This is a genomic window from Gymnodinialimonas phycosphaerae (assembly GCF_019195455.1).
Classification (GTDB): Bacteria; Pseudomonadota; Alphaproteobacteria; order Rhodobacterales; family Rhodobacteraceae; genus Gymnodinialimonas; species Gymnodinialimonas phycosphaerae.
On the sequence record NZ_JAIMBW010000001.1, the window covers coordinates 3389510 to 3415287 of the forward strand.

At 63.6% G+C, this 25778-nt stretch carries 24 protein-coding genes; 13 read left to right on the forward strand and 11 right to left on the reverse strand.

The window, feature by feature from the left end; genetic code table 11:
* Window positions 1-31 precede the first annotated feature (31 nt).
* The 5 genes from KUL25_RS16785 to KUL25_RS16805 are packed head-to-tail and all read right to left on the reverse strand — an operon-like array spanning window position 32 to window position 5087.
* Window positions 32-1516 carry an AMP nucleosidase gene (locus tag KUL25_RS16785; RefSeq protein WP_257893966.1) on the reverse strand — a complete coding sequence of 495 codons (1485 nt, stop codon included), beginning with the start codon at window positions 1514-1516 and terminating at the stop codon, window positions 32-34.
* Window positions 1513-2310 carry a hypothetical protein gene (locus KUL25_RS16790; RefSeq protein WP_257893967.1) on the reverse strand — a complete coding sequence of 266 codons (798 nt, stop codon included), beginning with the start codon at window positions 2308-2310 and terminating at the stop codon, window positions 1513-1515. Before KUL25_RS16790 ends, KUL25_RS16785 begins: the two co-directional genes overlap by 4 nt.
* Window positions 2307-4109: an adenine deaminase gene (locus KUL25_RS16795; protein ID WP_257893968.1), complete on the reverse strand. Its 1803-nt coding sequence runs from the start codon at window positions 4107-4109 to the stop codon at window positions 2307-2309. The genes KUL25_RS16790 and KUL25_RS16795 overlap by 4 nt, the downstream gene beginning before the upstream one ends.
* A 43-nt stretch (window positions 4110-4152) precedes the next feature.
* Complete coding sequence (locus KUL25_RS16800; protein WP_257893969.1) at window positions 4153-4386, reverse strand: hypothetical protein; 234 nt, start codon at window positions 4384-4386, stop codon at window positions 4153-4155.
* Window positions 4383-5087 carry a sulfotransferase-like domain-containing protein gene (locus KUL25_RS16805; RefSeq protein WP_257894888.1) on the reverse strand — a complete coding sequence of 235 codons (705 nt, stop codon included), beginning with the start codon at window positions 5085-5087 and terminating at the stop codon, window positions 4383-4385. The genes KUL25_RS16800 and KUL25_RS16805 overlap by 4 nt, the downstream gene beginning before the upstream one ends.
* 107 nt (window positions 5088-5194) lie before the next feature.
* Between KUL25_RS16805 and msrA the strand changes: the two genes are divergently transcribed.
* Entirely contained in the window at window positions 5195-5875 is a 681-nt protein-coding gene (msrA, locus tag KUL25_RS16810; RefSeq protein ID WP_257893970.1) for a peptide-methionine (S)-S-oxide reductase MsrA, read from the forward strand.
* 41 nt (window positions 5876-5916) lie between these two features.
* Here the strand turns inward: msrA and KUL25_RS16815 are convergent, their stop codons facing one another.
* Entirely contained in the window at window positions 5917-6204 is a 288-nt protein-coding gene (locus KUL25_RS16815; protein ID WP_068357581.1) for a YggT family protein, read from the reverse strand.
* Window positions 6205-6367: 163 nt separating this feature from the next.
* Here KUL25_RS16815 and KUL25_RS16820 point away from each other — a divergent pair, with 163 nt between their 5' ends.
* The 4 genes from KUL25_RS16820 to KUL25_RS16835 are packed head-to-tail and all read left to right on the forward strand — an operon-like array spanning window position 6368 to window position 10133.
* The gene (locus KUL25_RS16820; RefSeq protein WP_257893971.1) at window positions 6368-6898 is read left to right on the forward strand and encodes an acyl-CoA thioesterase; all 531 of its coding nucleotides are present in this window, start codon (window positions 6368-6370) and stop codon (window positions 6896-6898) included.
* 51 nt (window positions 6899-6949) lie between these two features.
* A complete protein-coding gene (locus KUL25_RS16825) occupies window positions 6950-8374 on the forward strand; it encodes an MFS transporter (RefSeq protein WP_257893972.1) in 1425 nt (474 codons plus the stop codon).
* On the forward strand, window positions 8371-9270 hold the full coding sequence (mepA, locus tag KUL25_RS16830) for a penicillin-insensitive murein endopeptidase (protein ID WP_257893973.1): 900 nt from the start codon (window positions 8371-8373) through the stop codon (window positions 9268-9270). The genes KUL25_RS16825 and mepA overlap by 4 nt, the downstream gene beginning before the upstream one ends.
* Window positions 9243-10133: an esterase-like activity of phytase family protein gene (locus KUL25_RS16835; protein WP_257893974.1), complete on the forward strand. Its 891-nt coding sequence runs from the start codon at window positions 9243-9245 to the stop codon at window positions 10131-10133. The genes mepA and KUL25_RS16835 overlap by 28 nt, the downstream gene beginning before the upstream one ends.
* Window positions 10134-10248: 115 nt before the next feature.
* Here the strand turns inward: KUL25_RS16835 and KUL25_RS16840 are convergent, their stop codons facing one another.
* Both KUL25_RS16840 and KUL25_RS16845 read right to left on the reverse strand, forming a co-directional pair.
* Window positions 10249-11088, reverse strand: coding sequence for an LOG family protein (locus KUL25_RS16840; protein WP_257893975.1), 840 nt, complete (start codon window positions 11086-11088; stop codon window positions 10249-10251).
* A gap of 78 nt (window positions 11089-11166) precedes the next feature.
* Window positions 11167-12303, reverse strand: coding sequence for a M48 family metallopeptidase (locus KUL25_RS16845; RefSeq protein ID WP_257893976.1), 1137 nt, complete (start codon window positions 12301-12303; stop codon window positions 11167-11169).
* A 140-nt stretch (window positions 12304-12443) separates the two neighbouring features.
* Here KUL25_RS16845 and dapD point away from each other — a divergent pair, with 140 nt between their 5' ends.
* The 3 genes from dapD (at window position 12444) to KUL25_RS16860 (ending at window position 14132) form a co-directional block, all read left to right on the forward strand.
* Window positions 12444-13271, forward strand: coding sequence for a 2,3,4,5-tetrahydropyridine-2,6-dicarboxylate N-succinyltransferase (dapD, locus tag KUL25_RS16850; protein WP_257893977.1), 828 nt, complete (start codon window positions 12444-12446; stop codon window positions 13269-13271).
* 121 nt (window positions 13272-13392) lie between these two features.
* Entirely contained in the window at window positions 13393-13644 is a 252-nt protein-coding gene (locus KUL25_RS16855; RefSeq protein ID WP_257893978.1) for a GlsB/YeaQ/YmgE family stress response membrane protein, read from the forward strand.
* Between the two features lie 101 nt (window positions 13645-13745).
* Entirely contained in the window at window positions 13746-14132 is a 387-nt protein-coding gene (locus tag KUL25_RS16860; RefSeq protein WP_257893979.1) for a hypothetical protein, read from the forward strand.
* A gap of 54 nt (window positions 14133-14186) precedes the next feature.
* Here the strand turns inward: KUL25_RS16860 and KUL25_RS16865 are convergent, their stop codons facing one another.
* A complete protein-coding gene (locus KUL25_RS16865) occupies window positions 14187-15155 on the reverse strand; it encodes a Hint domain-containing protein (RefSeq protein ID WP_257893980.1) in 969 nt (322 codons plus the stop codon).
* A gap of 91 nt (window positions 15156-15246) precedes the next feature.
* Window positions 15247-16785 carry a Hint domain-containing protein gene (locus KUL25_RS16870; RefSeq protein ID WP_345791003.1) on the reverse strand — a complete coding sequence of 513 codons (1539 nt, stop codon included), beginning with the start codon at window positions 16783-16785 and terminating at the stop codon, window positions 15247-15249.
* 346 nt (window positions 16786-17131) lie between these two features.
* Here KUL25_RS16870 and dapE point away from each other — a divergent pair, with 346 nt between their 5' ends.
* From dapE to KUL25_RS16890, 4 genes are all read left to right on the forward strand, one after another.
* Complete coding sequence (gene dapE / locus KUL25_RS16875; RefSeq protein WP_257893982.1) at window positions 17132-18286, forward strand: succinyl-diaminopimelate desuccinylase; 1155 nt, start codon at window positions 17132-17134, stop codon at window positions 18284-18286.
* A gap of 174 nt (window positions 18287-18460) precedes the next feature.
* On the forward strand, window positions 18461-19090 hold the full coding sequence (locus tag KUL25_RS16880) for a hypothetical protein (RefSeq protein ID WP_257893983.1): 630 nt from the start codon (window positions 18461-18463) through the stop codon (window positions 19088-19090).
* Window positions 19091-19335: 245 nt separating this feature from the next.
* Window positions 19336-21591, forward strand: coding sequence for a ribonuclease R (gene rnr, locus KUL25_RS16885; protein ID WP_257893984.1), 2256 nt, complete (start codon window positions 19336-19338; stop codon window positions 21589-21591).
* Window positions 21592-21740: 149 nt separating this feature from the next.
* Window positions 21741-23237 (forward strand): lytic murein transglycosylase, encoded by a 1497-nt coding sequence (locus KUL25_RS16890; RefSeq protein ID WP_257893985.1) that lies wholly within the window; start codon window positions 21741-21743, stop codon window positions 23235-23237.
* Window positions 23238-23370: 133 nt separating this feature from the next.
* Here the strand turns inward: KUL25_RS16890 and KUL25_RS16895 are convergent, their stop codons facing one another.
* Window positions 23371-23838 carry an MOSC domain-containing protein gene (locus tag KUL25_RS16895; RefSeq protein ID WP_257893986.1) on the reverse strand — a complete coding sequence of 156 codons (468 nt, stop codon included), beginning with the start codon at window positions 23836-23838 and terminating at the stop codon, window positions 23371-23373.
* Between the two features lie 87 nt (window positions 23839-23925).
* Between KUL25_RS16895 and KUL25_RS16900 the strand changes: the two genes are divergently transcribed.
* On the forward strand, window positions 23926-25629 hold the full coding sequence (locus KUL25_RS16900; protein WP_257893987.1) for a DUF6504 family protein: 1704 nt from the start codon (window positions 23926-23928) through the stop codon (window positions 25627-25629).
* The last annotated feature ends 149 nt before the right edge of the window (window positions 25630-25778 follow it).

A 25778-nucleotide genomic window follows, 5' to 3' on the forward strand; every position in this document is an offset into this window, starting at 1 on the left:
AAAAATATGGGCTAAGAGCGTTTTTCTGCCCTCAAAGGAAGGCGGTTTCCTCAAAAGAGCGCAATTTTCGGCTGTGCAGGCGCGCCAAAGGCATCTCGCGAAGCTGTTCCATGGCGCGAATTCCGATCTGTAGATGCCGCGAAACCTGATCCTTGTAGAAGTCCGACGCCATGCCGGGCAGCTTCAATTCGCCATGGAGCGGCTTGTCAGAGACGCACAAAAGCGTGCCGTAGGGCACCCGGAAGCGGAAGCCGTTGGCGGCAATGGTGGCCGATTCCATGTCCAGCGCCACGGCACGAGACTGCGACAGGCGCTGCACGGGACCGGATTGATCGCGCAATTCCCAGTTGCGGTTGTCGAAACTGGCGACGGTGCCGGTGCGCATGATGCGTTTCAGCTCGAACCCTTCCAACTGGGTGGTGTCGGCAACGGCTTGTTCCAGCGCGACCTGAATTTCGGCGAGGGCGGGGACGGGCACCCAGACGGGCAGGTCATCGTCCAGCACCTTGTCTTCGCGCAGGTAGGCATGGGCGAGCACGAAGTCGCCCAAGCGCTGCGAATTGCGCAACCCGGCGCAATGTCCCACCATCAGCCACGCGTGGGGGCGCAGGACGGCGATGTGATCGGTCGCCGTTTTCGCGTTCGACGGGCCGACGCCGATGTTCACCAGGGTGATCCCGTTCCCGTCTTCGCGGGTCAGGTGGTAGGTTGGCATCTGGGGCATCTTTGCCGGTTGCGCGATCGGTGTTGTGGCATCGGTGATGACCGTGTTCCCGGTGGCGACAAAGCTGGTGTAGCCGCTGGCAGGATCAGCCAGTTGCGCGCGGGCGTAGGCCTCGAACTCATCGACGTAGAACTGGTAGTTGGTGAACAACACGTGGTTCTGGAAATGGCCGGGATCGGTGGCCGTGTAGTGGGACAGACGCGCCAGCGAATAATCGATGCGCTGCGCGGTGAAGGGCGCCAGCGGGCGGGCGCCGTCCTCGTAGGTGAACCCCAGGCCATTGGCGATGTCGTCATTTGTCGTTGCCAGATCAGGAACATCGAAGACATCGCGCAGGATGAAATTCCCGGCACCTTCCTGCGGCACGGTGATCGTGGTGTCATTGGCGACGGCGAAGTGTACCGGCATCGGTGTCATGGACGGGCCGACAAAAATGCTGACGCCGTGGTTCTGCAAAAGCAGATCGATCTGCTGTTGCAGGTAATTTTCAAACAGGTCGGGCCGGGTGATCGTGGTGGCGTAGGTGCCGGGCTCGGACACATGGCCGAAGCTGAGGCGGCTGTCGATGGTGGCGAAAGACGTCGTGCGCAGGCGGATCTCGGGGTAATAGGCGCGGTAGCGCGTGCCCTCGGGCGCGGCACTGGTCAACGTTTCCGCAAAGCGATCACAAAGGAACTGCGTCGCCTCGGTGTAAAGCTTCTGCAACTCGGCCACGGCTTGGCCTGCATCGGTGAAGGCGGTGGGCTCCCCATGGTTTGGGGTCTCGATATGGAGGGGGGTGTGGGTGTTCATTCGTCCTCGTTCAAATGGGGCTCGTTCAAATGCGGCTCGATTACATGGGGCTCGATTACATGGGGGTAGCTTTCGCGCAGGATGGCGACGCCCTCATCGCCCAAAATCTCGCGGAGCTCTTTGGTTATCATATAGGGGTTCTCGGCGGTCATGCCGGGAATTGTTGCGGGGTCCGGCGGCGGGATCATCTCGTCCAGCCAGTCGCGGATCGGATCGGGGGCGGTGTTGGGCGGGATGGTGATGCCCAGTTCAGACGCGCGCTGGGGGATGGTGACGTGGAACGTTGCCTCAAGGAACGCGCGGAAGGCGGCGGGCAGCAGCGGCGGGTCGGCCATATCGTGGTGGGCCTGGTCCCTGGCGGTCATTGTCGGATCAAGAAGCGCGCCGGGTTCGGCGTAGCCGATGGCCAGGAATTGCAGCGCGACAAGGGGATCATCGGTCAGCACATGGGGAATGCCGTGGTTGAAGACCACGCAGTGTTGGGTATCGGAAGCATCGGCCCACAGCGCCAAGGTGCCGCCATCGCCTGCGATCTTGGCGATAGAGGCGATGCGGGATGTGACCTCGGCGGGAGGGTCATGGAAGGGGGGGCCCGCCTCATGATGGAACAGGACGAAGCTGGCACCGGGCGCATCGCGCAGGTCGGGCGGGTAGATGCCAAGGAACGGCTCGCCGCCATGGGTGAAGGTGCCGCCATGGCCCTGGGCCTCCAGCCAGTCCAACGTCCGGGCGATGGGGTCAGGCAGATGGAGGGCGGGGGGCAGGGCCGCGCGGACATCGCCCGAGAAGCTCATGGGCTCACGCCTTCCAGAACGGGCGTGAGCTGGAACGTGCGCACGTCGACAAGGCCAAGGTCCGAGATGCGGAGTTCCGGGATCACCACAAGCGCCAGCAGCGAATGCTGCATGTAGGCGTTGTTCAGCGTGCAGCCAGCGGCCTGCATCGCGTCGACCAGTTGCGTGACGTTTGCGGCGACTTCCGCTGCGGGACTGTCGGACATCAGACCGGCGATGGGCAGTTCCACCAAGGCTTTCTCTGTGCCGTCCTGCCACAACGTGACCCCGCCGCCAACGTCACCCAAGCGCATGGCCGCTTTGGCCATCATCTCGCGACAGGTCCCCACGACGATCATGTGGTGGCTGTCATGGGCGACGGTGGAGGCCATGGCCATGCCGGGGCCGTAGCCGAAGCCGGAGACAAAAGCATTGGTGACGCCGCCGGTTGCGCGGTGCCGTTCCACAAGGGCGATCTGGGCAATGCCATCCGGCTCCACGATGCCGGCGCGGACGGGCAGGTCCATCACCAGCGCCTTGGTGGGCGCCTGATTTTCCACCACGCCGATGACATTGGCCGTGACTTGCGCGGCATCGGATCGGATCTCGAAATCCGCTGCTGTCAGCGCCTTGCCAAGGTTGACGGATTGGCGCGTATCCTCGGGCCAATCCAGATGGGGGCACTGAGCAAGGCAGATGCCGCCCTCGGCCACCTTCACACCGCGCCCGTAGACGACCTCGATCGGCAGGGTCTTCAGATCAGACGTCACGATCATGTCCGCGCGCCTGCCCGGCGCGATCTGGCCAAGTTCCCGCTCCAGCCCGAAGTGGGTGGCGGTGTTGATCGTGGCCATTTGCAGGGCAATCAGCGGATCACATCCACAGTCAATCGCATGGCGCACGGCGCGGTTCATGTGGCCGTCTTCCACCAGCGTCTTGGCGAAGCAATCGTCGGTGCAGATGATCATGTTGCGCGGATCAAGGCCGCGTTCGGTGATCGTGGTGATCTGCGATTCAATATCGTACCAGGCGGAGCCGAGCCGGATCATCGCCCGCATCCCCTGCCGCATCCGGGCCATGGCATCGGTTTCACTGGTGCCTTCATGGTCATCGGCAGGGCCACCGGCGGCATAGGCGTGGAAGGCAGGCCCCAGATCCGGTGAGGCATAATGCCCGCCCACGGTCTTGCCCGCCGCCTGCGTTGCGCCGATCTCGGCCAGCATCTGTTGCGACCCGTTCACGACGCCGGGGAAATTCATCATCTCTCCCAGGCCCACGATGCCGGGCCATTCCATCGCTTCGGACACGTCATCGGGGCCGATCTCGAAGCCTGTCGTCTCCAACCCCGGCGCAGACGGCGCGCAGGAGGGCATCTGGGTGAACACGTTGATCGGCTGCATCAACGCCTCGTCATGCATCAGGCGCACCCCGCGCAGGCCGAAGACGTTGGCGATCTCGTGGGGGTCGGTGAACATCGACGTCGTCCCATGGGGGATCACGGCGCGGGTAAATTCGGCAGGCGTCAGCATTCCCGATTCAATATGCATATGCGCGTCGCACAGGCCGGGGATCAGGTAGCGGCCCGCCAACTCCTCCACCAAGGTGCCCTCGCCGACACAGTGGCTGGCGTCGGGGCCGACATAGGCAAAGCGGCCATGCTTGATGGCAACGTCCCAGCCCTCCATCACTTCACGGGTCTGCACGAGCACGACGTTTGCCCCCCGGATCACCAGATCAGCGGGGGCACGGCCTGCGGCTACGGCAACGAGGTCGCTGGCGACGTCTTGCCAAGTTGGGAATGTAACGGTGTTTGCTGACATGTCCCAATTTGGCAGAGGCCAAGGGACGCCGCAAGAGACGTTTCTATGACACCATCGCGGCGATGACGCCAAAACCAAGCGTGTAGGCAAGGATCAGCAGGATGAACGGCCAGTGACGTCCAAGGAATTCCCTGCGCAGCCACCAGCGCGCGCGGCGGTTGGCCTTCTGGGTGTCGCGTCCCAACGTGCGGCCACGGTCGGTCAGCGTATAGACCCATCCGGTGGCAAGCGCGCCCGCGACGAACGCGATGCCGATCAGGATTTCCAGAACTGTCACGGGCGCAGGCGTGCCGCGAAAAGGCCCTCGTAGATGGGCAGGGCCTCGTCCAGCAACGCGCGATGCTCTGGGGCGACCGTGGGCAATGGCCCCTCTGCCGCCGCGAACCCGGAAGAGCGGTGGACAGCATCGTACCAATGCTGCGCCCATACGCCGTCAAAGGGTTTGGAGCCTGCGGGCCAAGACAGCATGGCAGGATCGAAGGGCAGGTCAATGACCTCACACAGGGCGCGCAGCATCGCCTCGGGGTCGGCGCGGATGTCGGCGCTGTCGATGACGGGGCCGGGAAGGGCGGCGTAAATCCGTTGGGCTTGCGCGAACCCGATGTCGTCCAGCGTCACCTCGGGCACCGCGCGCTTGGCGGTGTAGCTTGCGATCACGCGGGCAGGGTGGCGCAGCAGATGGACGTTCGCAAAACCCTCGGCCCACCCCAAATCGCAGCCAGGCAGCATGTGATGGGTCATCAGCTTCAGGTATTGAACCGGCCGCGATGGCTTTGCCAGAATGCGTTCTACCACGGCGCCGAATTGGGGCGGTTGAGACGCGAGGATCTCGCGGCGCATCGGGTGGTCCAGTCCCGTTTCCGCCAGGTAGGCGGCGTAGAACGGCTCATCCCAGGCCTCGCAATCGGCGCGGTTGCCGAAGGCGTACATCATGGCGGTCGACAGGTTGCGTGGTCCGGACCACATGGCAATGCGCATCATTTTGGGTCCTCTTGGGCCGTTCATTTCCTCGTGAGATCACACCCGTGGTGGTTGCAATGCAAGCCCGCGATGGGCGAGCGTTGTGCCAACATCCGGAGGTCCCTATGCCCAGAAGCCCAATCCGCGAGTCGATCAAGGTCTTTACCCTGTCCATGGCGATCCTTGCCGGCCTTGCCCTGTCCGGTACGCGCGCCCACGCCGAAGACATCCGCACCGCTGTTTTGGCAGGGGGCTGCTTCTGGTGCGTCGAAAGCGATTTTGAGCGTGTCGATGGCGTGATCGAGGTCGTGTCGGGCTTTGCGGGTGGCTCGGTGCCGAACCCTGATTACCGCGATGTGGTACGCGGCGGGACCGGGCACCTGGAGGTCGCGGAAATCACCTATGACGCTGATGTTCTGCCCTATGCAGGGCTGTTGCGCCTGTTTTTGCGGTCCATCGATCCGCTGGATGCGGGCGGGCAGTTCTGTGACCGGGGCGAAAGCTACACGACGGCGATTTTCGTAGCCGATGATCGGGAAAGGGATATCGCCCGCGGCGCCATCATGGAAGCCGAGGCGAGCCTTGACCAATCCATCGTGACCCCAATCCGCGACGCCGCGCCGTTCTATGCGGCAGAGGCGTATCATCAGGATTACTACCGGTCGAACGATCTGGTAATCACCCGCTTCGGCCCGCGCCGAAAGTCCGTGGCCTATGATCTGTACCGACAGGCCTGCGGGCGCGATCAGCGCGTTCTGGATATCTGGGGATCAGAGGCGGCCTTCGCGGCCGACCATCTGAATTGATTTACCATTGATATAGGGCAGACCCCGGGCAAAGGCCCGGTCTACAGGAACATCGCCACGTTGTTGCGCAGGATGATCTCCAGCGCATAGACGCCAAGGATCACCACCAGAGGGGCCAGATCAAGCCCGCCCATGTTGGGCAGAAAGCGGCGGATCGGGTCGTAGATCGGTTGCAACAGGCGGTTCAGCCCGTCCCAGATCTGGGCCACGAGGGGCTGGCGCATGTTCAAGACGCCGAAATTGATCAACCACGACATGATGATGTGCGCGATCACGATGAACTTCACGACGCCGATCAAAAGCATCAGGATCTGGAAGAGAGAGGTCATGGGCGTTTTGTCCTGATCATTGAGTGTTGCGTGGCAAATAGGGGCATGGCCCCGGGGCTGCAAGCAGGGAAGCCGCAAAGGCCTGCGAAATGGTTTACGACGCGGCGTGTTTTGACGTCACGACGCTCTTGCACCTGCCCCGGCGTCGGGCGATGCAGCGGTCATGTATCCTTACCTCAGATTTGGCAGCCTTGTGCTGCGTGAACGTCGCCTGCCGCCGATGGGCATCTATGACACACACAAGATGCAGATGACCTGCCTGCCCGTTGATATTGATGGGTTTCTGGAGATGAACAACGGCCGCATCCTGACGCTGATGGATCTGGGGCGCTTTGCCCTGTCGATCCGTATCGGCCTGATGGACGTGCTGCGGCAGCAGCGGTGGGGCCTTGTCGTCGCGGGGTCGACGGTGCGCTACCGGGCGCGGATCACCACATTCCAGAAGTTTGAGATGCGGACGCGGTTTCTGGGCTGGGACGACAAGTTTTTCTACCTCGAACAGGCCATGTGGCGTGGTGAGACCTGCTGCAACCATGCCCTGCTGCGCACCGGCGTAACGGCCAAGGGGCGGCTGGCCCCGGTGGCGGATGTCGCAAAAGCGCTCGGGGTTGAAGGCGAAAGCCCCGCCTTGCCCGATTGGGTGCAGGCCTGGGCTGAGGCGGACAAGACACGGGTCTGGCCGCCTGCGTTCTGAGGGACCGCTTGACCATGGACAGCGCGCGCGTGGGCGGGCAACGTCTGCGCCATGAAAACACTCGCTGCCCGCAAGTCCCTGCCGCCGTACGATTCCGCCTCGCCCGAGGGGAAGCGCTGCATTCGCGGCTGGTGGGCGTTTGACTGGGCCAGCCAGCCGTATTTCACCCTTGGCCTGACGTTCGTGTTCGGGCCCTACTTCGCCTCGGTCGCGGCGGATTACTACCTGGGCACCGGCCTGGACGAGCAGGCCGCCGACGCACAGGCGCAAAGCCTGTGGTCGCTGGGGCAGACGATCACCGGGGTGATCATCGCCCTGTGCGCGCCCGTGTTGGGCGCCTTGGCCGACAATGCGGGCAAGCGGATGCCCTGGGTCGTGGTGTTCTCGCTTTTCTACGTTTTGGGCGCGGCAAGCCTGTGGTTCCTGATGCCCGACGGCGGGTTCCTTGTGGGCGCCCTGATCGCCTTCGGGGTCGGTCTGATCGGGGCCGAATTCACCACGGTCTTCACCAATTCCCTTCTGCCCGAGTTGGGATCGAAAGAGGAAATCGGGCGGATATCCGGCTCGGGCTTTGCCTGGGGGTACGCGGGGGGGGTGACGGCCCTGTTCATCATGCTCCTGCTGTTCGTGGAACAGGATGGCGGCAAGACCCTGATCGGGCTGGATCCGCTATTGGGATTTGACGCCGAGACCCGCGAAGGCACGCGGTTTGTCGGGCCGTTCATGGCGGCTTGGTACGTGATTTTCATGATCCCCTTCGCGTTGTGGGTCCGTGAAGCCCCGCGCACGCCCAAACCGGGCGGCGCACGCCGGGCCCTTGGCGATCTGGTCGTAATGGTGCGCAGCTTGCCAAGGCGGATCAGCCTGACGGCGTATCTGGCCGGCTCGATGTTCTACCGCGACGCCTTGAACGCACTTTATACCTTCGGCGGCACCTATGCCGTGCTGGTGCTGAACTGGGACATCACGCAGGTCGGCATCTTCGGGGTCATCGCGGCGATGACCTCGGCCGTGTCCACCTGGGTCGGCGGCATCGTGGATGAGCGGACCGGGCCAAAGCCCGTAATCATCGCCATGATCCTCGTGCTGATGGGCGTGTGCCTGTTCATCCTTGGCATGACGCGCGACAGCATCTGGGGCATCGGCTTGGCCGAAGGCTCTTCCCTGCCGGACATCGCGTTCTTCATATGCGGCGCGGTGATCGGCGGCGCAGGCGGCGTGTTGCAGGCCGCGTCCCGCACCATGATGGTCCGCCACGCGGACCCCGACAAGCCGACGGAGGCGTTCGGCCTTTACGCGCTGTCGGGCAAGGCGACATCGTTTCTGGGGCCTGCGTTGATCTTTCTGGCCACGACGACGTTTGGTGATGCACGGCTGGGTATGCTACCGCTGGTGTTGCTTTTTACGGTTGGATTGATTTTGCTATTTTGGGTGGACGCTGAAGGTGTCCCGGACCCGCAGGAGATTTCATCATGAAACGATTGTTCCCTTTTGCGCTCATGTTCCTGGCGGCCTGCGGGGCAGGTGGTCCCACGGTGCAGCTGGACACGACCCTTTCAAGCAGCGAGGCGCGGCAGTATTTCGGGGCCGAGACCAGCGCCAGCGGTGGCGCCAGCGAGTCGATCGGCTTCTACTCCAACGGCTGCCTCGCCGGGGGCGAGCAATTGGCCGAGACGGGGCCGACGTGGCAATCCATGCGCCTGTCGCGCAACCGCAACTGGGGCCATTCAGAGCTGATCGATTATATCCAGACGCTCAGCCAGGATGTCGCGCGCAATACGTCATGGGCCGGGCTTTATGTGGGCGATATGGCGCAGCCGCGCGGCGGCCCGATGCTGACAGGCCATGCCAGCCACCAGTCGGGCATCGACGTCGATATCTGGATGCTGGCGCCCGATCGGCTCGATCTGACGGTGGAAGAGCGTGAGAATCTGTCGTCGATCTCAGTCCGGGCACAGCGCGGCGCATCGGTGAACGGCAACTGGACGGCGGATCACGCCGAGGTGCTGCGCCTTGCCGCCAGTGATCCGCGCGTGGCACGGATTTTTGTCACCACCGGCGTGAAGGTCTGGCTGTGCGAGAACGTGACGGGCGACCGCAGCTGGCTGTCGCATATCCGCCCGGCCAACGGCCACCACTATCATTTTCACGTCCGCCTGAATTGCCCGCGTGGCGACGGCAGTTGCCAGAACCAGCCCCTGCCCCAAGGGGACGGCTGCCAAGAGGCCTATGACCGTGCCGCGCGGATCCTGAACCCGCCGCCGCCGGGTCCGCCCAACAACGACCCGCCCCCCGCCAGCCCGCCAAGTGGCATGCGCGTGGCGCTTGGCAACATGCCCAACCAATGTCCCGCATTGCTCAGCGGGTTCTGATCGCCGCGCTTGTTGCGCTGATCCTTGCTCCGGCTGCGATCGCGCAGGCGACCTTCGTGCAGGAGGTGCGCCTGACCGCCCCCGGTCTGGCGCGCTTCGGCGGCATCTCCGCGGTGGAGGTCATGAACAGCGGCGCAACAGCCCTTGTCCTGTCGGATCGTGGCACGCTGTTCACCCTATCGCTGACCCGTGGGCCCGCGGGGGTCACGGCAGCCAGCGTGTGCTGTGCGGCAGCAATCACATGGTACGAAGGTGTGCACCTGCCCGGCCGTCAACGCGATAGCGAAGGCTTGGCCCGCCGGCCCGATGGCACGCTCGCCATCTCGTTCGAGGGCGGGCCCTTGGGACGCGTGGCCTATCACCGGGCCGATGGTGTCCAGATCAGCGTCACGCCGCCCATTGCAGGGGCCGAGGATCTGCCGCGAAACGGCGGGTTCGAGGGATTGGCCATCGACACGTCGGGCCGCCTCTACACCCTGCCCGAGGATATGCCCGGCGATGGCCCGATCCCCCTGCTACGGCTGGACAGAGGCGCGTGGCAGGTCTTCGCTCAGGTGCCCCGCGCCCCCGGTTGGTCCCCCGTCGCGCTGGATTTCGACGATCAGGGGCGGCTTTACCTACTGCAACGCCGCACGGTCCTGCCCCTGGGCTTCGCCGCCCGCCTGACCCGCTATACATTCGCGCGGGATGGAGGGCTTGTGGCAGAGCGTGTCTTGCAGACAGGCCTCGGGCGTCACGGCAATCTCGAAGGCCTCAGTCTCTGGCGCGATGCCACCGGCAGGCTGATCGCCACGATGGTCAGTGACGATGATTTCATGCCGTTGCGTGCAACCAACTTGGTGGAATACGCCCTGCCCGATTAAGCCCGCGTGCGGGGCGCGCAAAGCCCGCGCAATGGGTGTTCAAAGGGTGCGTTAACACTTTTTTCCTTGTGCATCAAATGATTAAGGTAGTGCTCAAGCTTGAGCACTCCCCGCATCACCGCCCCGGTATCTCTCCGCGTTTGCCAGACAGCGTCCAGCCGTCGATCACATCCAGCGCCTCCTGCGCCGTCTCCACGAAGCGGAACAGGTTCAGGTCATCGGCGCTGATCGTGCCCGCACGGACCAAGGCGTCCCAGTTGATGATCTCGCGCCAGAAGGCCTCTCCGAACAGCAGCACCGGGACCTGCTCCATCCGGCCAGTCTGGATCAGGGTCAGCGCCTCGAACGTCTCGTCCATGGTGCCGAAGCCGCCGGGGAAGACCGCGATGGCCTTGGCGCGCATCAGGAAATGCATCTTGCGGATGCCGAAGTAGTGGAAGTTGAAGCACAACTCTGGCGTGACGTAGTGGTTCGGCTCCTGCTCGTGGGGCAGCACGATGTTCAGCCCGATGGAACAGCCCCCGGCATCGGCTGCGCCCCGGTTGCCCGCCTCCATCACGCCGGGACCGCCGCCGGTGACGATGACATTCTCGGAGCAATCGGTGGCAACACTGCGCTCGGTGATGACACGGGCAAACGCGCGCGCTTCCTCGTAGTACTTCGACATATCGCGCAGCGCATCACTGCGCGCGCCGTCGCGGTCCTCGGGCCGGGGAATGCGGGCACCGCCAAACAGGACCACGGTGGATTTGATGCCGTGCTCGTCGAGGCCCATCTCGGGCTTGAGCAGTTCCAACTGCAAGCGCACGGGGCGAAGCTCATCGCGGGTCAGAAAGTCCTGATCCGCAAAGGCCAGCCGATACGCGGGCGATTGCGCCTGCGGTGTGTTCGGCAAGTGCTTGGCATAGTCGATGTCCTGATGGGCATCGCGGAAGGGTTTGCGGTCGTCTCTCATGGGGGGTCCAGTCGCGCTTGAGGGTCCGTACTGCATAGCCGTTCGGTGTAAGGGGAGCCAGCCAAACACGTCACGCCTCTATTGAACAACAAGGCGATCGAGAAGCTTGCGGTCGGCCGCAGCAATCGGGTTGGCAAGTTCGTTCTCGATCTGTCGCCAAGGGATAGTTTTGACGCTCAAGCTCGAGGGTCTCTCGCTAAGTACGTCAAGCAAATCGATCCGAAACCGGAACGGCGGATGGGTCGAGTCGATCGAGATCAGTTCGCCCATTGCCATGGCGCGATGGTGGGCGATCTGATCCGGGGAGGCTGCGCGCAGTGCCTCTGCCATGAGCTCAAACACCTGCACTTTGGACGCGCCATCAAAGTGATGGTCGCGTAGTGCGTTGAAGGCCAAGGGTGCCAAGATCAGGGTATGGAGAAGCGACCGAACTGCAGGCACGCCCGCGACAGTACTCGCCTGCGCATCGGCGAAATATTCGGCCCGTTGGCTTTGTGCAAAAATCAGCCGCTCGAGGGTCCAGCCCAGCGTCTCCACCCCGGCGCAGAAGACAGCCCCCACGACTTGGCCAAACAGGCTGCGGCCATCACTGACGTAGGCCGTATTGGTGCTGCTATCGATCATTGCGGGAGGCGAAAACAGATCATGCCAAGCTGCGAGCGTTTGCATGGCCCGTCCAGTCACGTGCATGCGCGCCGGATCATTGTTGGCGAGGTGAGCGACTTCATGGGCCAGAAGCGCCAGCCGCTGTGGAGGAGTCAGGCAGATCCACAACGCGCCGCCAATGCCGACGATCCGCTCGTTTTTTCCGTACACCGCCAAATAGGCGTTGAAGTCGGGCGTGACGTGGACTCCATCAATGCCAGGTGCGCCAAGGATATCGCACATCTGGTCCAGCAGATTGAACAATCCGGGCGCATCTTCGCGCGTCAGGGTAGGAAGGGTGTTTCTTGTCCGACGCGGCCACAGGTACAGTGCGGCGCTCAAGATCAATCCACCCCAGAGCAAAAACCAAGCACTCCAGAGTGCAAGCCAGAAGAGCAAAGCTGACAGCGCCAATAAAGAGAAGGGGGTCAAAACGATGAGAATGGAAAGGGCCCGTGCGGCGAACCCTGCCGTTCCGCCGCCGGACAAACGCCCCGATTGCACATCACGAAGGGCTTCAACGCGCACCCCATCACCGAATGCCCGGTTCAACTGATCCATGAATTGCATAGCGACCCTCCGATACTGCGCCCATTGGTGACGGTCGAATTGGTGCAGTTCAAGTCGGTGTTTGCAGCACGCGCGTCCGTTGCCAGCCCGAAGCGTGCAGACTATAGCGACGACAAGCACCAGTTTGAAGGAAGCCGAAAATGTCCAACGCCCAACTAGAGACCGCCATCGAAGCCGCATGGGAGGCGCGCGATGCGATCACGCCCGCCACCACCGGTGAAACCCGTGAGGCGATTGAAAGCACATTGGCCGCTTTGGACAGCGGCAAGCTGCGCGTGGCCGAGCGTCAGGAGAACGGCGATTGGCACGTGAACCAATGGGCCAAGAAGGCTGTGCTTCTGGGCTTCCGCCTGAAGGACATGGAGATGCAGTCCGGCTCTGCCCAGGGAGGTAGCTGGTGGGACAAGGTCGACAGCAAGTGGCACGATTGGGACGCCGGCGATTGGACGGACGCAGGTTTCCGCGCCGTGCCCAACTGCGTCGTACGCAAGTCCGCCTATATCGCGCCCGGCGTCGTGCTGATGCCGTCCTTCGTGAACCTCGGCGCCTATGTCGATAGCGGCACCATGGTCGATACCTGGGCCACCGTCGGATCATGTGCGCAGATCGGCAAGAACGTGCACCTGTCGGGTGGCGTTGGCATCGGCGGCGTGCTGGAGCCGATGCAGGCTGGCCCCACGATCATTGAAGACAACTGCTTCATCGGCGCGCGCTCCGAGGTTGTGGAAGGCTGCATCGTGCGCGAAGGCTCGGTGCTTGGCATGGGCGTTTTCATTGGCCAATCCACCAAGATCGTGGATCGCGAAACCGGCACCGTCAGCTATGGCGAAGTGCCGTCCGGCTCTGTCGTCGTCGCAGGCTCCATGCCGTCAAAGAACGGTGTGAATCTATATTGCGCCGTGATCGTGAAGCGCGTCGATGCCCAGACACGCTCCAAGACCTCCATCAACGAGTTGCTGCGCGACTGATCCCTTTCATCTTGCCAAAAAAACTCCGCCCCATTGCCCGGTAGGCGACGTCGTCGCCGTTAGTCGAGGGCTTGCCTTTATGGTAGAGTGCCGACGTGGGTCATGGGACGGGAGGTGCGCCATGCAAGGTCTGGGTTTTTTGGCAGCGATTTTCGTGGGCGGCCTCGCCGGATGGATCGCCAGCCGCTTCATGGGCGCGAACACCGGGATCATCGTCAATGTGATCCTCGGGATCGTGGGCGCGGTCGTTGCGAATTTCCTGTTCCGCCTGATCGGCCTCGCGCCCTCGGGCGGGTGGATCATGCAGGGATTTGTGGGTTTCGTCGGCGCGTGCGTCCTGATCGCGGTCCTGCGGATGGTGCGGGGGCGTTAGGCTTCCGCGCGGACAACCGGCAGGGCGGCACAGGCCATCATTGCGTCAAGTGACCGTAGAGTGACTTGACACAAGCGCCGTTCCTGCGCCATCCGCGCGGGATGGCAGAGAATGATCAAAAGAAACCCAAAAAGCCCAAAGCCGTCCACGAGGTGTTCACCCTCCTTGTGGAAGTCGGCCGCAAGGAAAACGACGGATTGCCCAAGAAGGCCACTGGGGCGGGCTTGCTGTGCTTTGCCTCCGGCGTCGATGAGGCCGAGGCCGTGCGCGAAACCGTGGCGGTGCTCAAGCAGGCCGACCTCGCGCCGCTGGATGTGACGGGCTACGGCAGCCTTGCCGAACGGGAAGCGCAGGGCGATGAGATCAGCGACGAAGAGCGGGAGCTGATGGAGCGCGCGCGGGCCGAAAACTCGGTGGTCGTGGTGCAGATGACGCCGTTCTACGATGACGGGAAAACGGCCGGGGGCCTGGATCCGGCGGACGCGTAGACACGATCTGCGCGCAGGTTATCGGAAAACCGCATCCCACTTATCGGCGTGCACTCAGGCGGCCCGCGCGTGGGCTGTCACCAATGCGCGTGCCGCTGCGCGATCCAGTAGCGGCAAGCTTGGCATTGTGTCTGATGCAATCGGGCTGGCCGATTGGCTGATGTGCTGATTGCCAAGGGCCATGACGTCGCCCAGATGCGCGGTTTCGATCGGCGAGTTTTCTACCCGGATACAGGCCGCGTCATCCAGCATCATGTGATAGAACATCCGCATCGGCTTGGAGCGGTCCCGCATCACCGCGCGGCCCATGGCCAGATCGGCCGCCTGCGCCAGCACCGCATCGGTGCCGCAGAGGTAATCCACAACGGGGCCGGTCTGAAGCAGGCGGGTTTGTGGCGTGACCACAAGATCGCGGGTCAGTCCGAAGTAGGGCGCGCGCAGGGAAATCGGTGCGGTACGTCCAAGACACAGCCGGGGCCGCGCCTCGATCCACCGCAAGGGGTGCGGGACACCTTCGTCGTCCAATAGCTCATCCCCGGGACGCAGGGCCTCGATCGGGCGGGGGCCTTGGACAGTCGACACCAAGGCGCCGCTTTCGACACCCGGCAAATCGGTCGCCGAAATGACGCTGGAGGCAACGGCGGCCACGTGGGCGACGGACAGAAAGCCCTCGGCCCGGGGCAGCGCGTCGCGCAACCGTGCCTGCGTGGCAAGGCCAGACCGAAGGCTTTGCACCTGGTCCTGATCGTGATTGGTCACTTCGAACAGATCGGCCCGACCCTCGGCGCAGGCGATGTAGCGCACGCCAAGCGTCTCTCCGGCGCGCAGGGTGCCCGGGGCGGTGCACAGGTCGATCTCACCGTGCAGCAGGCGGACCGCGCCATCGGGCATCAGATAGATGCAGATCGCCCCATCGCCGTCGGTCGCGCCTTGCCAGAGGCGCAGGGGAATGTCGCGCGCGACCCCTCGGCCCCGACGCGGTTTGGGGCGGCGCGGGCCGATCAGCTCAAGCCACAGGGTCATTGCGCGCAGGGGCGTGTCGCAAGCCGTGGGCGGGGATCGAAAAACCCGTCTGTCGCTCCATATCGCTTGCCATGTCATCTGCGCGTCCGCCCTATGCCAGCATCGCACGCGCTTCAAAGGCGCGCAGGGGCAGGCGGGCGGCGGGGCCGTATCCATCCATGGTGCGGCGGTCGATGCCGGGGAACAGGGCCAGAACCTCTTCCTGAACATCGGCATCCAGATTGTTCATCACCGTGGGGCCGGGCAGGAAGCTTTCAGTGGCGAGGCCTTCCGAGAATATGATCTGGTGCCGGTCGAACAGAAGGTGGAAGTATTCCACTTCGCCGTTCTCCAATTGGTCCGGGCCAAGCACGTGGATCGAGCAGTCGTTGACCAAATCCTTGGCGGCGACCAGCACTTCATCTTCGCCGAACATCAACTCGGCCATCCAATGGGTCAGCATCACACGGTGCTGGGGCGACACCACAAGGCGGCGGTGCATTCCCAAGGTGCCGGCCTCGATGGCGATGGGGGCAAAGCGCCCCTCTGCGGCGACCTTGCGCGACCCGATCCAGCGGATCGGTTGCAGGCCATTGTCGCGGGTTTCGATCATGTCGCCCTCGACCAGATCCTCGACAGCCTTCTCGCCGTCTTCCGTCAGGATCATTGTGCCCCGCGCAAAGCAAGGGATCGCCGTGACGGTGACAAACGCGGTATCTGTGATCCCGTTGCCGTCATCGGCGGTATAGGTGAAGTTGATCGTCTCGTTCGCCGTCAGCCCGACCTGCGACGCGGGTGGATCGATCTGCAACTCGCCTGTCACCAGAAGCGTCACCACCGTGCCATCGGCAAGTGTCACGCTGTCCCCGGGGTTCACGGCAACACCGTTGATGTGGGTGATGAAGGCGATCCCGCCCGAGGTGGGATCGTTGGCCAGAACATCCAGAACCGACGTCACGCCCTCATAGTGCGTGATGCTGTCGGACTCGGCGATGAACTCGCCTTGGATCGAGTCTGCTGCGATCAGCACATTGGAGTCGTAGCTGCTGTCGCCCACGTCGGCGATGCCGATCTTGATGTCGTTCGGCACACCGATGTTCACCGGCATGACCAGCGTCAGGGTGACGGTGAAGCCGTCCATCTCGGTGTTGTAGTCGTCGTTCGTGTTGTTGTTGAACAGCGTCGCATTGGCCGATTGGTTGACCGAGTTGATTTGCGTCACGTTCACAACCGGAGAGCTGACAAGCGTATCGTTGACCCAGACCCCGAAGATGTCGTTGTAGATGGACCCGGTGTATTCCGGGTATTCCTCGGACGAGAAGGTGAACTGCATCGTGATGAAGTCGGTCGTGGGGGTGAAGTTCACCTCCAGGAAGCTGGCGTCGTAGGTGGTACGGTTGGCGGCGTCATTGAAATCGCCATCGCTGCCCGTCCCGGGGGAGTTGGTCGAGGTGCTTCCCGACCGGTTGGGATCGCCGCTTGACTGGGTGACATGGCTGGCGCGGCCCGTGGACAGGATCACGCCGGTGTCCGATGGGGTCAGGCCGGGGGCCACATTATCGCCATCGGAGTAGATGCCAGAAGATTGGCTCCACCCCGTGTAGGATGCCGAATTGACCGTGACACCGGGGCCAAAGATCGTGTTGGCCATCTGCAACGGAGTTGCGTTTTCATTGATTGGTAGCTCGTCGCCCGTCGCCATCGTCTGCCGTCACCCTTTCGGGCCGAGGTTTGGCTGGCCTGCTACTTGCGCATGCGTTTTACGCCTCGGGCAAAGCCCCAGCGGTTCGCATGACGATACTCGTTACATTGCTCAATGCGGCGCTGTTTTTTTGCGTCCGCTGCCTGCCTCGGCGTTTTTATCTTTCGTGATCGTTAACACGCAACCCGTTGATCTGGCCACTTTTCTGCATTTTTGGACCATCTTGTCGCCGCATTGTGGTCTCTGGGCCACGCCGATAGAATGCGGCCACTACATCCTGTATCCCGAGGTTTTCATGTCACAAAGTCCTGTCGATCCAGTTGCCCTTACGGCACGTTTGATCCGCTGCAACTCTGTCACGCCGCTGGAAGGGGGCGCTTTGGTCCTGTTGGAGGACCTGTTGTCAGAGGCCGGGTTCGACTGCACGCGGGTCGATCGCGGTGGCATCGCCAACCTCTATGCCCGCTGGGGGACGCGGGGCAACGGCCGCGCCTTTGGCTTCAACGGCCATACCGATGTGGTGCCCGTCGGGGATGAGGCCGCCTGGACCCACCCGCCGTTCGGCGCCGAGATCGATGGAGAGTGGATGTACGGACGCGGGGCGACGGACATGAAATCTGGTGTAGCGGCCTTTGCGGCCGCGGCCATCGATTTTGTGCGCGACACCCCCCCGGACGGGGCCGTGGTTCTGGCGATCACCGGTGACGAAGAGGGTGAAAGCACCGACGGCACCATCGCCCTTCTGGATTGGATGGAGGAGACCGGCGAGCGTATCGATGTCTGTATCGTCGGAGAGCCGACCTGCCCCGAACAGATGGGCGACATGATGAAGATCGGTCGCCGGGGCGCCCTGACGGCGTTCTTCGAGGTGATCGGCAAGCAAGGCCATTCCGCCTACCTGCACAAGGTCATCAACCCGATGCCCGCCGTGGCGCTTTTGGGTCATCGCCTGTCCTCCCACGTTCTGGATGAAGGCACCGACCATTTCGATCCGTCGACCTGTGCGATCACTACCATCGACACCGGCAATCCGGCCAACAACGTGATCCCCGCCAAGACCCGCATGACCGTGAACCTGCGGTTCAATGATTTGCATACGGGCCAGAGCCTGACAGAATGGCTTCGCGCCGAGGCCGACCGCGTGGCCGAGGAAACCGGCACGACGATCCACATGACCACCAAACTCAGCGGCGAGTCGTTCCTGACCCCGCCCGGCGAATTGTCGGATCTGGTAGCCCGCGCCGTGGAGGCCGAAACGGGCCGCAAACCCACCCTCTCCACCACCGGCGGCACCTCTGACGCGCGGTTTGTGAAGAACCACTGCGCCGTGGTGGAATTCGGCCTTGTCGGCCACCGCATGCACCAGGTCGACGAACGGGTGCGCATCAGCGATATCCACGACCTCAAGCGCGTCTATACCCGTGTGTTGACGGATTATTTTGCGGGGTAGGCCGATGATTGGCTTTGGGTCCTCAGCCGAAGGTCATGATCCAACCGCCAAAGCCTTCTTGACGGATAGAAATTGACCCTGCCGATGAAGCGGTTTGCATACTGCGAACTGCCTCCACTGAAGCCGTAGGCTGCATCTCACGAAGATCGACTGAGCGAAAGAAAGGATCAACGCATGACTGAGCGTATCTGGTTTTGTGATGTTCCACGCAGCACTTCGGCCTTGATCGGGTTTGCGGCGGCCGCAAGCGATGATCCCGATCGGCTGGAGGTCAGCAAGCGCCTCAAGCCGATCTTCACGGCGAATTGGCGTGGGGAAAAGGTGAGCGAGGGCGACGTACCAGACAAGCTGTACTATCGGCAGCCTGGCCGTTTCCGAAAGCCGGTTCCGCCCGTGTTCGTCAACGGGTTCACTTACCTGCGTGCTGATGTGGCAGAGATCCTGAGGGCACATGACATGGGACAGGCCGCGCTTTTTGCGGTGAATTTGTTCCAGAACGACAAGGTGACCCCGGTTGAGGGGGACGTGTTCACCCTGAATGTAGCCAATTCCAAGCCGACGATTGATCCCGAAAGTTTCGGGCTGCGGCGCTTTGTTCCGGGGCAGGACTGGTATGTGCTGCCCCGTGATCTTCCGGCACGTCACGGCAATTTCACCGCCCCCCGGTCAACGCTTGAAGGACCTGATCTGTGGGTCGATCCGCGCATTGTGCAGACGATGTTTTTCTCGGACCGGCTTGTCCAATCGCTCAAGGCCGCAAAGCTTCATCGCCAGTTCGATCTGTACCCCTGCAAGACCGAGTGACATCGAAAGGGGGAGTTTCCGAAAAACTGAACAGGTTTAGGAACATTCCACACGCCATCGGGAATAGGTTGACCCCTGGCCCTTCCTTGATAAGCGTAGAAGCGTCATTCACGCACGGCGGCTGATCGAGATTAGTTGCGGGCGCGGGGCCAGTCAGTCCAAAACTGTCCGCGTCCAATTGCAGTTGCCCAATAGTCCCCCATTTCCCCCATGACGGCCCGCAGCCTCCGTGCTACCTCACCCCCATGAGCAACATCCCCTCCAAAGAGCAGATCCTGCAATGGATCACCGACAACCCCGCCCGGCGGTCCAAGCGCGACATCGCCAAGGCGTTCGGCATCAAGGGGGCGGCTCGGATTGACCTGAAGCGCATCCTCAAAGAGCTTGAGGGCGAGGGGCACCTCGAAAAGAAGGGGCGCATCTACCACGATCCCCAGAAGCTGCCGCCCGTGACGATCCTGTCCGTGCAGGCACCCGACGAAAACGGGGATCTCTTCGCCCGTCCGCTGGAATGGCATGGCGAGGGGGTAGAGCCGCGCGTGCTCTACGCGCCCCGCACGGCAGACCCGGCCGTGGGCGCGGGGGACCGTATCCTGGCCAAGGTGTTCGAAGCGAAGGGCGAGGATCACCACTACACCGCCCGCCTGATCCGCAAGATCGGGACCAATCCGCGCAAGATCCTCGGGATTTTCCGCAAGGGGGACGAGGGCGGGACGATCACGCCGATCTCCAAGGGGATGGACAAGGAATGGCAGGTGCGTCCCGGCGATACCCACGGGGCCAGGGACGGCGAGTTGGTGGAGGGCGAGCTGGCCGGGCCAAAGGCGCGCATGGGCGCGCCCCGGGCAAGGATCACGGCGCGTGTGGGCGACCCCGGCGCGGCGCGGGCTGTGTCACTGATCGCGATCCACGAACATGGCATTCCCGACAGCTTCCCCGACGCGGTGATCGCCCGGGCCGATGCCGCAAAGCCAGCAGGGCTAAAGGGGCGCGAAGACCTGCGGGACTTGCCATTGATCACCATCGACCCGGCCGATGCACGCGACCATGACGACGCCTGCTATGCCCACGCCGATGATGACCCGAAGAACGAGGGCGGTCACGTCATCTGGGTCGCGATTGCCGATGTGGCCCACTACGTCACACCGGATTCGGCGCTGGACCGCGAGGCGCGCAAGCGCGGGAACTCGACGTATTTCCCCGACCGCGTGGTGCCGATGTTGCCGGATCGCCTGTCGGGCGATTTGTGCTCGCTCCATGAAGGGGTGCCACGGGCGGTGATCGCCGTGCGGATGGTCATCGACGCGACGGGCACGAAGATCGGGCACAGCTTCCACCGGGGCCTGATGAAATCGCACGCGTCGCTAAGCTACGAGGAAGCGCAGGCGGCGCAGGATGGGGAGGTGACCGAGCGGACCGAACCCCTCATCGAGAGCGTTATTCGCCCTCTCTTCGCAGCTTATGACGCGCTGAAGATTGCACGGGCCAAGCGGCAGCCGTTGGAGTTGGACCTGCCGGAACGGCGGATCGAGCTGGACGATAGTGGCAAGGTCATCTCGGTGGCCTTCAAGGACCGGCTCGACGCACATCGGTTGATCGAGGAATTCATGGTTCTGGCCAATGTCGCCGCCGCCGAGACCCTGATCGCCAAGCGCACGGCATTGCTGTTCCGGGTGCACGAAGAACCCTCGCCCGAGAAGCTGGAGGCGCTGCGCGACGTGGCCGAAAGCGCGGGCCTGACGCTGGCCAAGGGGCAGGTGTTGCAAACGCGGCATCTGAACGACCTGCTGCGCGTGGCGGGGGAGGACGTCTCTGAATTGATCTCCATCTCGACCCTGCGGTCGATGCAGCAGGCCTATTACAACCCCGATAACTTCGGCCACTTCGGCCTTGCCCTGAAAAGCTATGCGCACTTCACCTCGCCCATTCGCCGCTATGCGGACTTGATCGTGCACCGGGCCCTGATCAGCGCCCATGGCTGGGGCAAAGATGGCTTGTCTGCCGCCGAGATCGAGCGGCTGGAAGAAACGGCCAAGATGATCTCGATGACCGAGCGGCGATCGATGGTGGCAGAGCGTGATACGTCGGATCGCTACCTTGCGGCATTCCTAGCGGATCGGGTGGGCGCGGAGTTTGCCGGCCGGATCTCGGGGATTGCGCGGTTCGGCGTGTTCGTGAAACTGGACGAGACGGGTGCCGACGGGCTGCTGCCGATGCGCGCGCTGGGGCAGGAGTATTTTCACTACGATGCCGAGGCGCAGACCCTGATGGGGTCCGACACGGGCACGTTGATCAGCATCGGCGACCGGGTGCTGGTGAAGCTGGCCGAAGCGGTGCCGGTAACGGGTGGGTTGATCCTGGAATTGCTGGAACATGACGGCAAGGCACCCGCACAGGGGCGGCGCCGGGGACGCGGGAAGCCGCCCGCGCGCCGCAAGGTGGGCGCAACGAAGGGCCGGAAGACGAAGCTGCGCAAGAAGTCGGCGCGGAGCCCGTCCTGACGCGTTGTCTGCCTCATCCGTAACGCGACATTAACCGTTTCAAAGCAAAGGTGATTGGCGAAAGCCCGCGTATTGTTTGTGGAAAATCTGTTAGTCTTGCGTAACTTTGCTATATTGTTGCGCTGTCGAACATAATCGAGCCTTTGTTCATGTCCGGTCTTAGACCCCTCTTTCTTGTGGCTTCCCTGGTCTTCGGGCTGCCTGTCGTGGCGTCTCCGCCGGCGATTTCGCCGCTGCCGTTGCCCCGCCCTGTCCAGGGCGCGGTGGTGGCTGTCGAGGTTTCGGCCCCGTCCCGGCGCAATGTGCTGATCGAAGTGATCGCGGAAGAGGCGATTGCCGAAGTTGTCGCGGTGGAGGACCCGCCCGAGGCCGAAGTGACAGCGCCAAGCGATCTGGCGATCCTGGCCTCTCCCCGCCCCACATGGCGCGGCGATGTGCCGTCCGACTTTGCGATCCGCGCCGCGCGGCTGAGGGCAGAGGCAGAGGCTGAAGAAGCCGCTGTCGGCCCGATCCGCACCAGTGACCCGGAATTCCGCGCCTGGATTGCCGCGTTCGAAGAACGGGCACGGGCCGCGGGGATCAGCGCCCGGACCTTCGCGCGCGCTTTTGACGGGTTGCAGTTGAATACCCGCGTGCTGGAACGCGACCGGAACCAGGCCGAGTTCTCTCGGGCGTTGTGGGAGTACCTGGACACGGCGGTCTCGGCCACGCGCATCCGCAATGGCCAGGAAGCACGGGCCGAATGGCGTACGACGCTGGGCCGGATTGAAGAGCAATATCAAGTGGAAGCCGAAGTGGTCCTGGCCGTCTGGGGCCTTGAAAGCGCCTATGGGGCCATGCGCGGCAGCGAAGGCATTGTGGAGGCCATGGCCTCGCTTGCGTTCGACGGGCGGCGGCAGGAATTCTTCGAGGAACAGTTGATTGCCGCGCTGCAGATCCTTGAGGCGGGCGATACAAGGCCGCGCAACATGACGGGCTCCTGGGCCGGGGCGATGGGGCACACGCAGTTCATGCCGACAAGCTACCTACAGTTCGCGCAGGATTTCGACGGCGACGGTCGCCGCAATATCTGGAGCGACAACCCCGTCGATGCGCTGGCCTCCACCGCCCATTATCTGGCGGAACACGGTTGGGTCTATGGCCAGCCCTGGGGCATGGAAGTGCGCTTGCCCGAGGGATTCGACTATCGCCTGGCCGGAGAGCAGGAGCGTATCGGCGCGGCGTTCTGGAACCAACAGGGGGTGCGCCTGATTAACGGCGACCCGATTCCGGACCACGGGCCTGCGTCGATCCTGCTGCCGGCGGGGGCCGAGGGGGTCGCGCTGGTGGTGTTCAGCAACTTCCGGGTGATCGAGCGGTATAACCCGGCCGATGCCTATGTGATCGCGATCGGGCACTTGAGCGACCGGATCGATGGAGGCCCGGCGTTTCAGGCAAGCTGGCCCCGCGGGGACCGCGCGTTGAGTTTTGCAGAGCGGGAAGAGCTGCAGCGTCTGCTGCTGGCGGCGGGCCATTACAGCGAGCGGATCGACGGGATCATCGGGCCGATCACCATTGCGGCGGTGCGCAGCTATCAGGACGCGGTGGGTGTGACCCCGGACGGCTACGCGTCGCTGGCGATCTTGCAGCGGTTGCGGGGCGGGTAGCCTCATTTTGGGCCCAAACTTTTGGGCCCAGGTTTTTTTAGGGTTGCGCCTTGGCTCAGACGCCCTTCGGGCGCCTTCCCCAAGTCGCCGGGGGCCTCGCGCACCTGCGGTGCGCTCGGCGGGGGCATATCGTCTAGGCAGGCGTTACGGGGCAGCCGATGGATAGTTGGCCCGGTTCCAGAACTTGCGCGCACCAACCGCCGTGACCGCGCATGGCAGTGTAGCCGCCGGGGCCGAGGGCGGCCTCCATCCGGGAACAGGGGGCGCAGGGGATCGTGATCTCGATCAATGCCTCGCCGATGCGGATCTGTTTGCCGCGCAGGGCCTGAAGGTTCAGCCTGGAGATAACGAGGTTGCGGCGCAGCACCTCGGGCGCGAGGTCCGGCAGCCCCGCAAGGGCGGCAATCACCGGCAGATGTTCGGCCTGGATCAAGGTCAGCGCGCGTTTGCCAGGGCGGGCGTGGTCGCCTTGCAGTCCGTCCGCTTGCAGAGATGCCTCCGGGACGGGCTGTAGCCCGGCCAGCCGCTTGGGGCGCAGCCCGATCCAATCGAGGCGCCCGGTCTGTGCATGGCGCGCGGTGAGGGTGGCGAGGGTTTCCATGGTCCTGCCCTTAGCACAGGCGGGGACTCGACTCCTAGAAGGTGTCGCTTTAATTTGAGAACAAATCAGGAACATGTGCTGCCCTCCATGCCCCACAACCCGCCACGCCAGACTGCACGCCATACTGCGGAGTCCTCCCATCGGCGGATCCTCTCCCTGTGGTTCCCGCGCCTTGGGGCAGAGCGGGTGCTGCGGGGCGAACCCGCGCTGGCAGAAATGCCTTTGGTGACAGTGGCGGAGATCGGCAACCTGAGGCAGGTGGCCGCGACGACCCAGGTTGCCGAGGGCCTTGGCCTGTCGCGGGGGCAATCCCTGAGCGAGGCGATGGTGCTGTGCCCTGACCTGATCACCCGCCCCGAAGACAGGGGCCGCGAGGCGACACTGTTGGCCGCACTCCGGCGGTGGGCGGGCAAGTTCAGCCCCTGGGTGGCCGAGGAAGGCGCGGAAAGCCTGATCATCGACCTCACCGGATGCGCGCATCTGTTCGGCGGAGAGGAGGCGCTGTTTGCACAGGTCCATGAGGATTGCGCCGACCTTGGCCTAAGCGTCTGTGCGGGCCTTGCCGATACGGCGGGCGCGGCCTGGGCCCTGGCGCGGTATGCGGGCGGTCACGGGATTGCCCCGGGGCGCAGTGGCGATGCGATCGACCAGGAAGCGCGGGCCACACGGTCGCGGGCGCGCAAACGGCATTGGGTGAAGGGCGGCCCTGCCCCTGCACCGCAGGTGGCGGGCACTGCGCCGCGTATCGCGCAACCCGGTGGCACGCGACAGGCTTTGGCCCCCCTGCCCATCGCGGCGCTGAGGGTGGAGGCGGACATCGCGACGGGCCTTGCGCGCCTTGGCTTGCGCCAGATCGGAGATGTGCTGACGTTGCCCCGCGCAAGCCTTGCGCGGCGCTTTGGTCAAGGGCTCATGCGCCGGATCGACCAGGCGCTGGGGACCCTGCCAGAGCCGATCTCGCCGGCCGGTGCTCCGCTGCACTTCGCCGTTCGGTTGAGCCTGCCGGAGCCGATTGGCCTGGAGGCGGATATCATGGTGGGGCTGGAGCGGCTTCTGCCCGTACTCTGCGAGAAACTCCGCGCCCGGGGCCGCGGCGCGCGGCGTGTGCGGCTGGAGTTGAGCCGGGTGGAGGGGGATACCCAGGCGATCGAGATCGGCCTCGCGCTGCCTGCGGATCAACCGGACAAGTTGTATCCGCTGTTCGAGATGAAACTGGGGGAGGTGGACGCAGGTTTCGGCATCGATCGTCTGCGTGTCATTGCCGATGTGACCGAGCCCTTGCACGCGACCGAGCATAAGGGCGGATGGGCCGTGGCCCAGGAAGCGGCGGGCCCTCGCAGCAGTGGCCAGGACATGGCGGACCTGATCGCGCGGCTTGGTGCGCGGGTGGGGCTGGAGGCGATCCGCCGTGCGCGCCCCGCCGATAGTCATATCCCGGAAAAGACCTCTGTTCCGCTGGCCGCTGCCTGGTCCGAGGCCGAAGCCCCCGGCACCTGGCCCGCCCCCACGCGACCCCGCCCGCTGACGCTGTTCTCGCCCGAGCCGGTCACGGCGCCGCACTCTCCGCATGTGCCGTCCGATTTCCGCTGGCGCGGGCGCAGGTTCCAGGTCCAAAGTGCCCAGGGCCCGGAACGGATCGCGCCGGAATGGTGGCTGGACGAGAGGCAATGGCGCACCGGCGTGCGTGATTATTGGCGGGTTACCACAGCAGACGGTGCGCGTCTTTGGCTGTATTATGCCCATGGCGGGGCCCAATCCGGCGGATGGTTCGCCCAAGGGGATTTTGGCTAGACCATCCCGTTGCAGAAACGCGGCCAGTTTCTGACGATTGAAGTCGGCTTGGAAACAACGGCGCGAATCTTGACAAGATTGTACCTGAAAACTCCTGAAAACAGGGGATTAAAACACTTTCCAAGTGCCTGAAAAATGACGAAAATCGT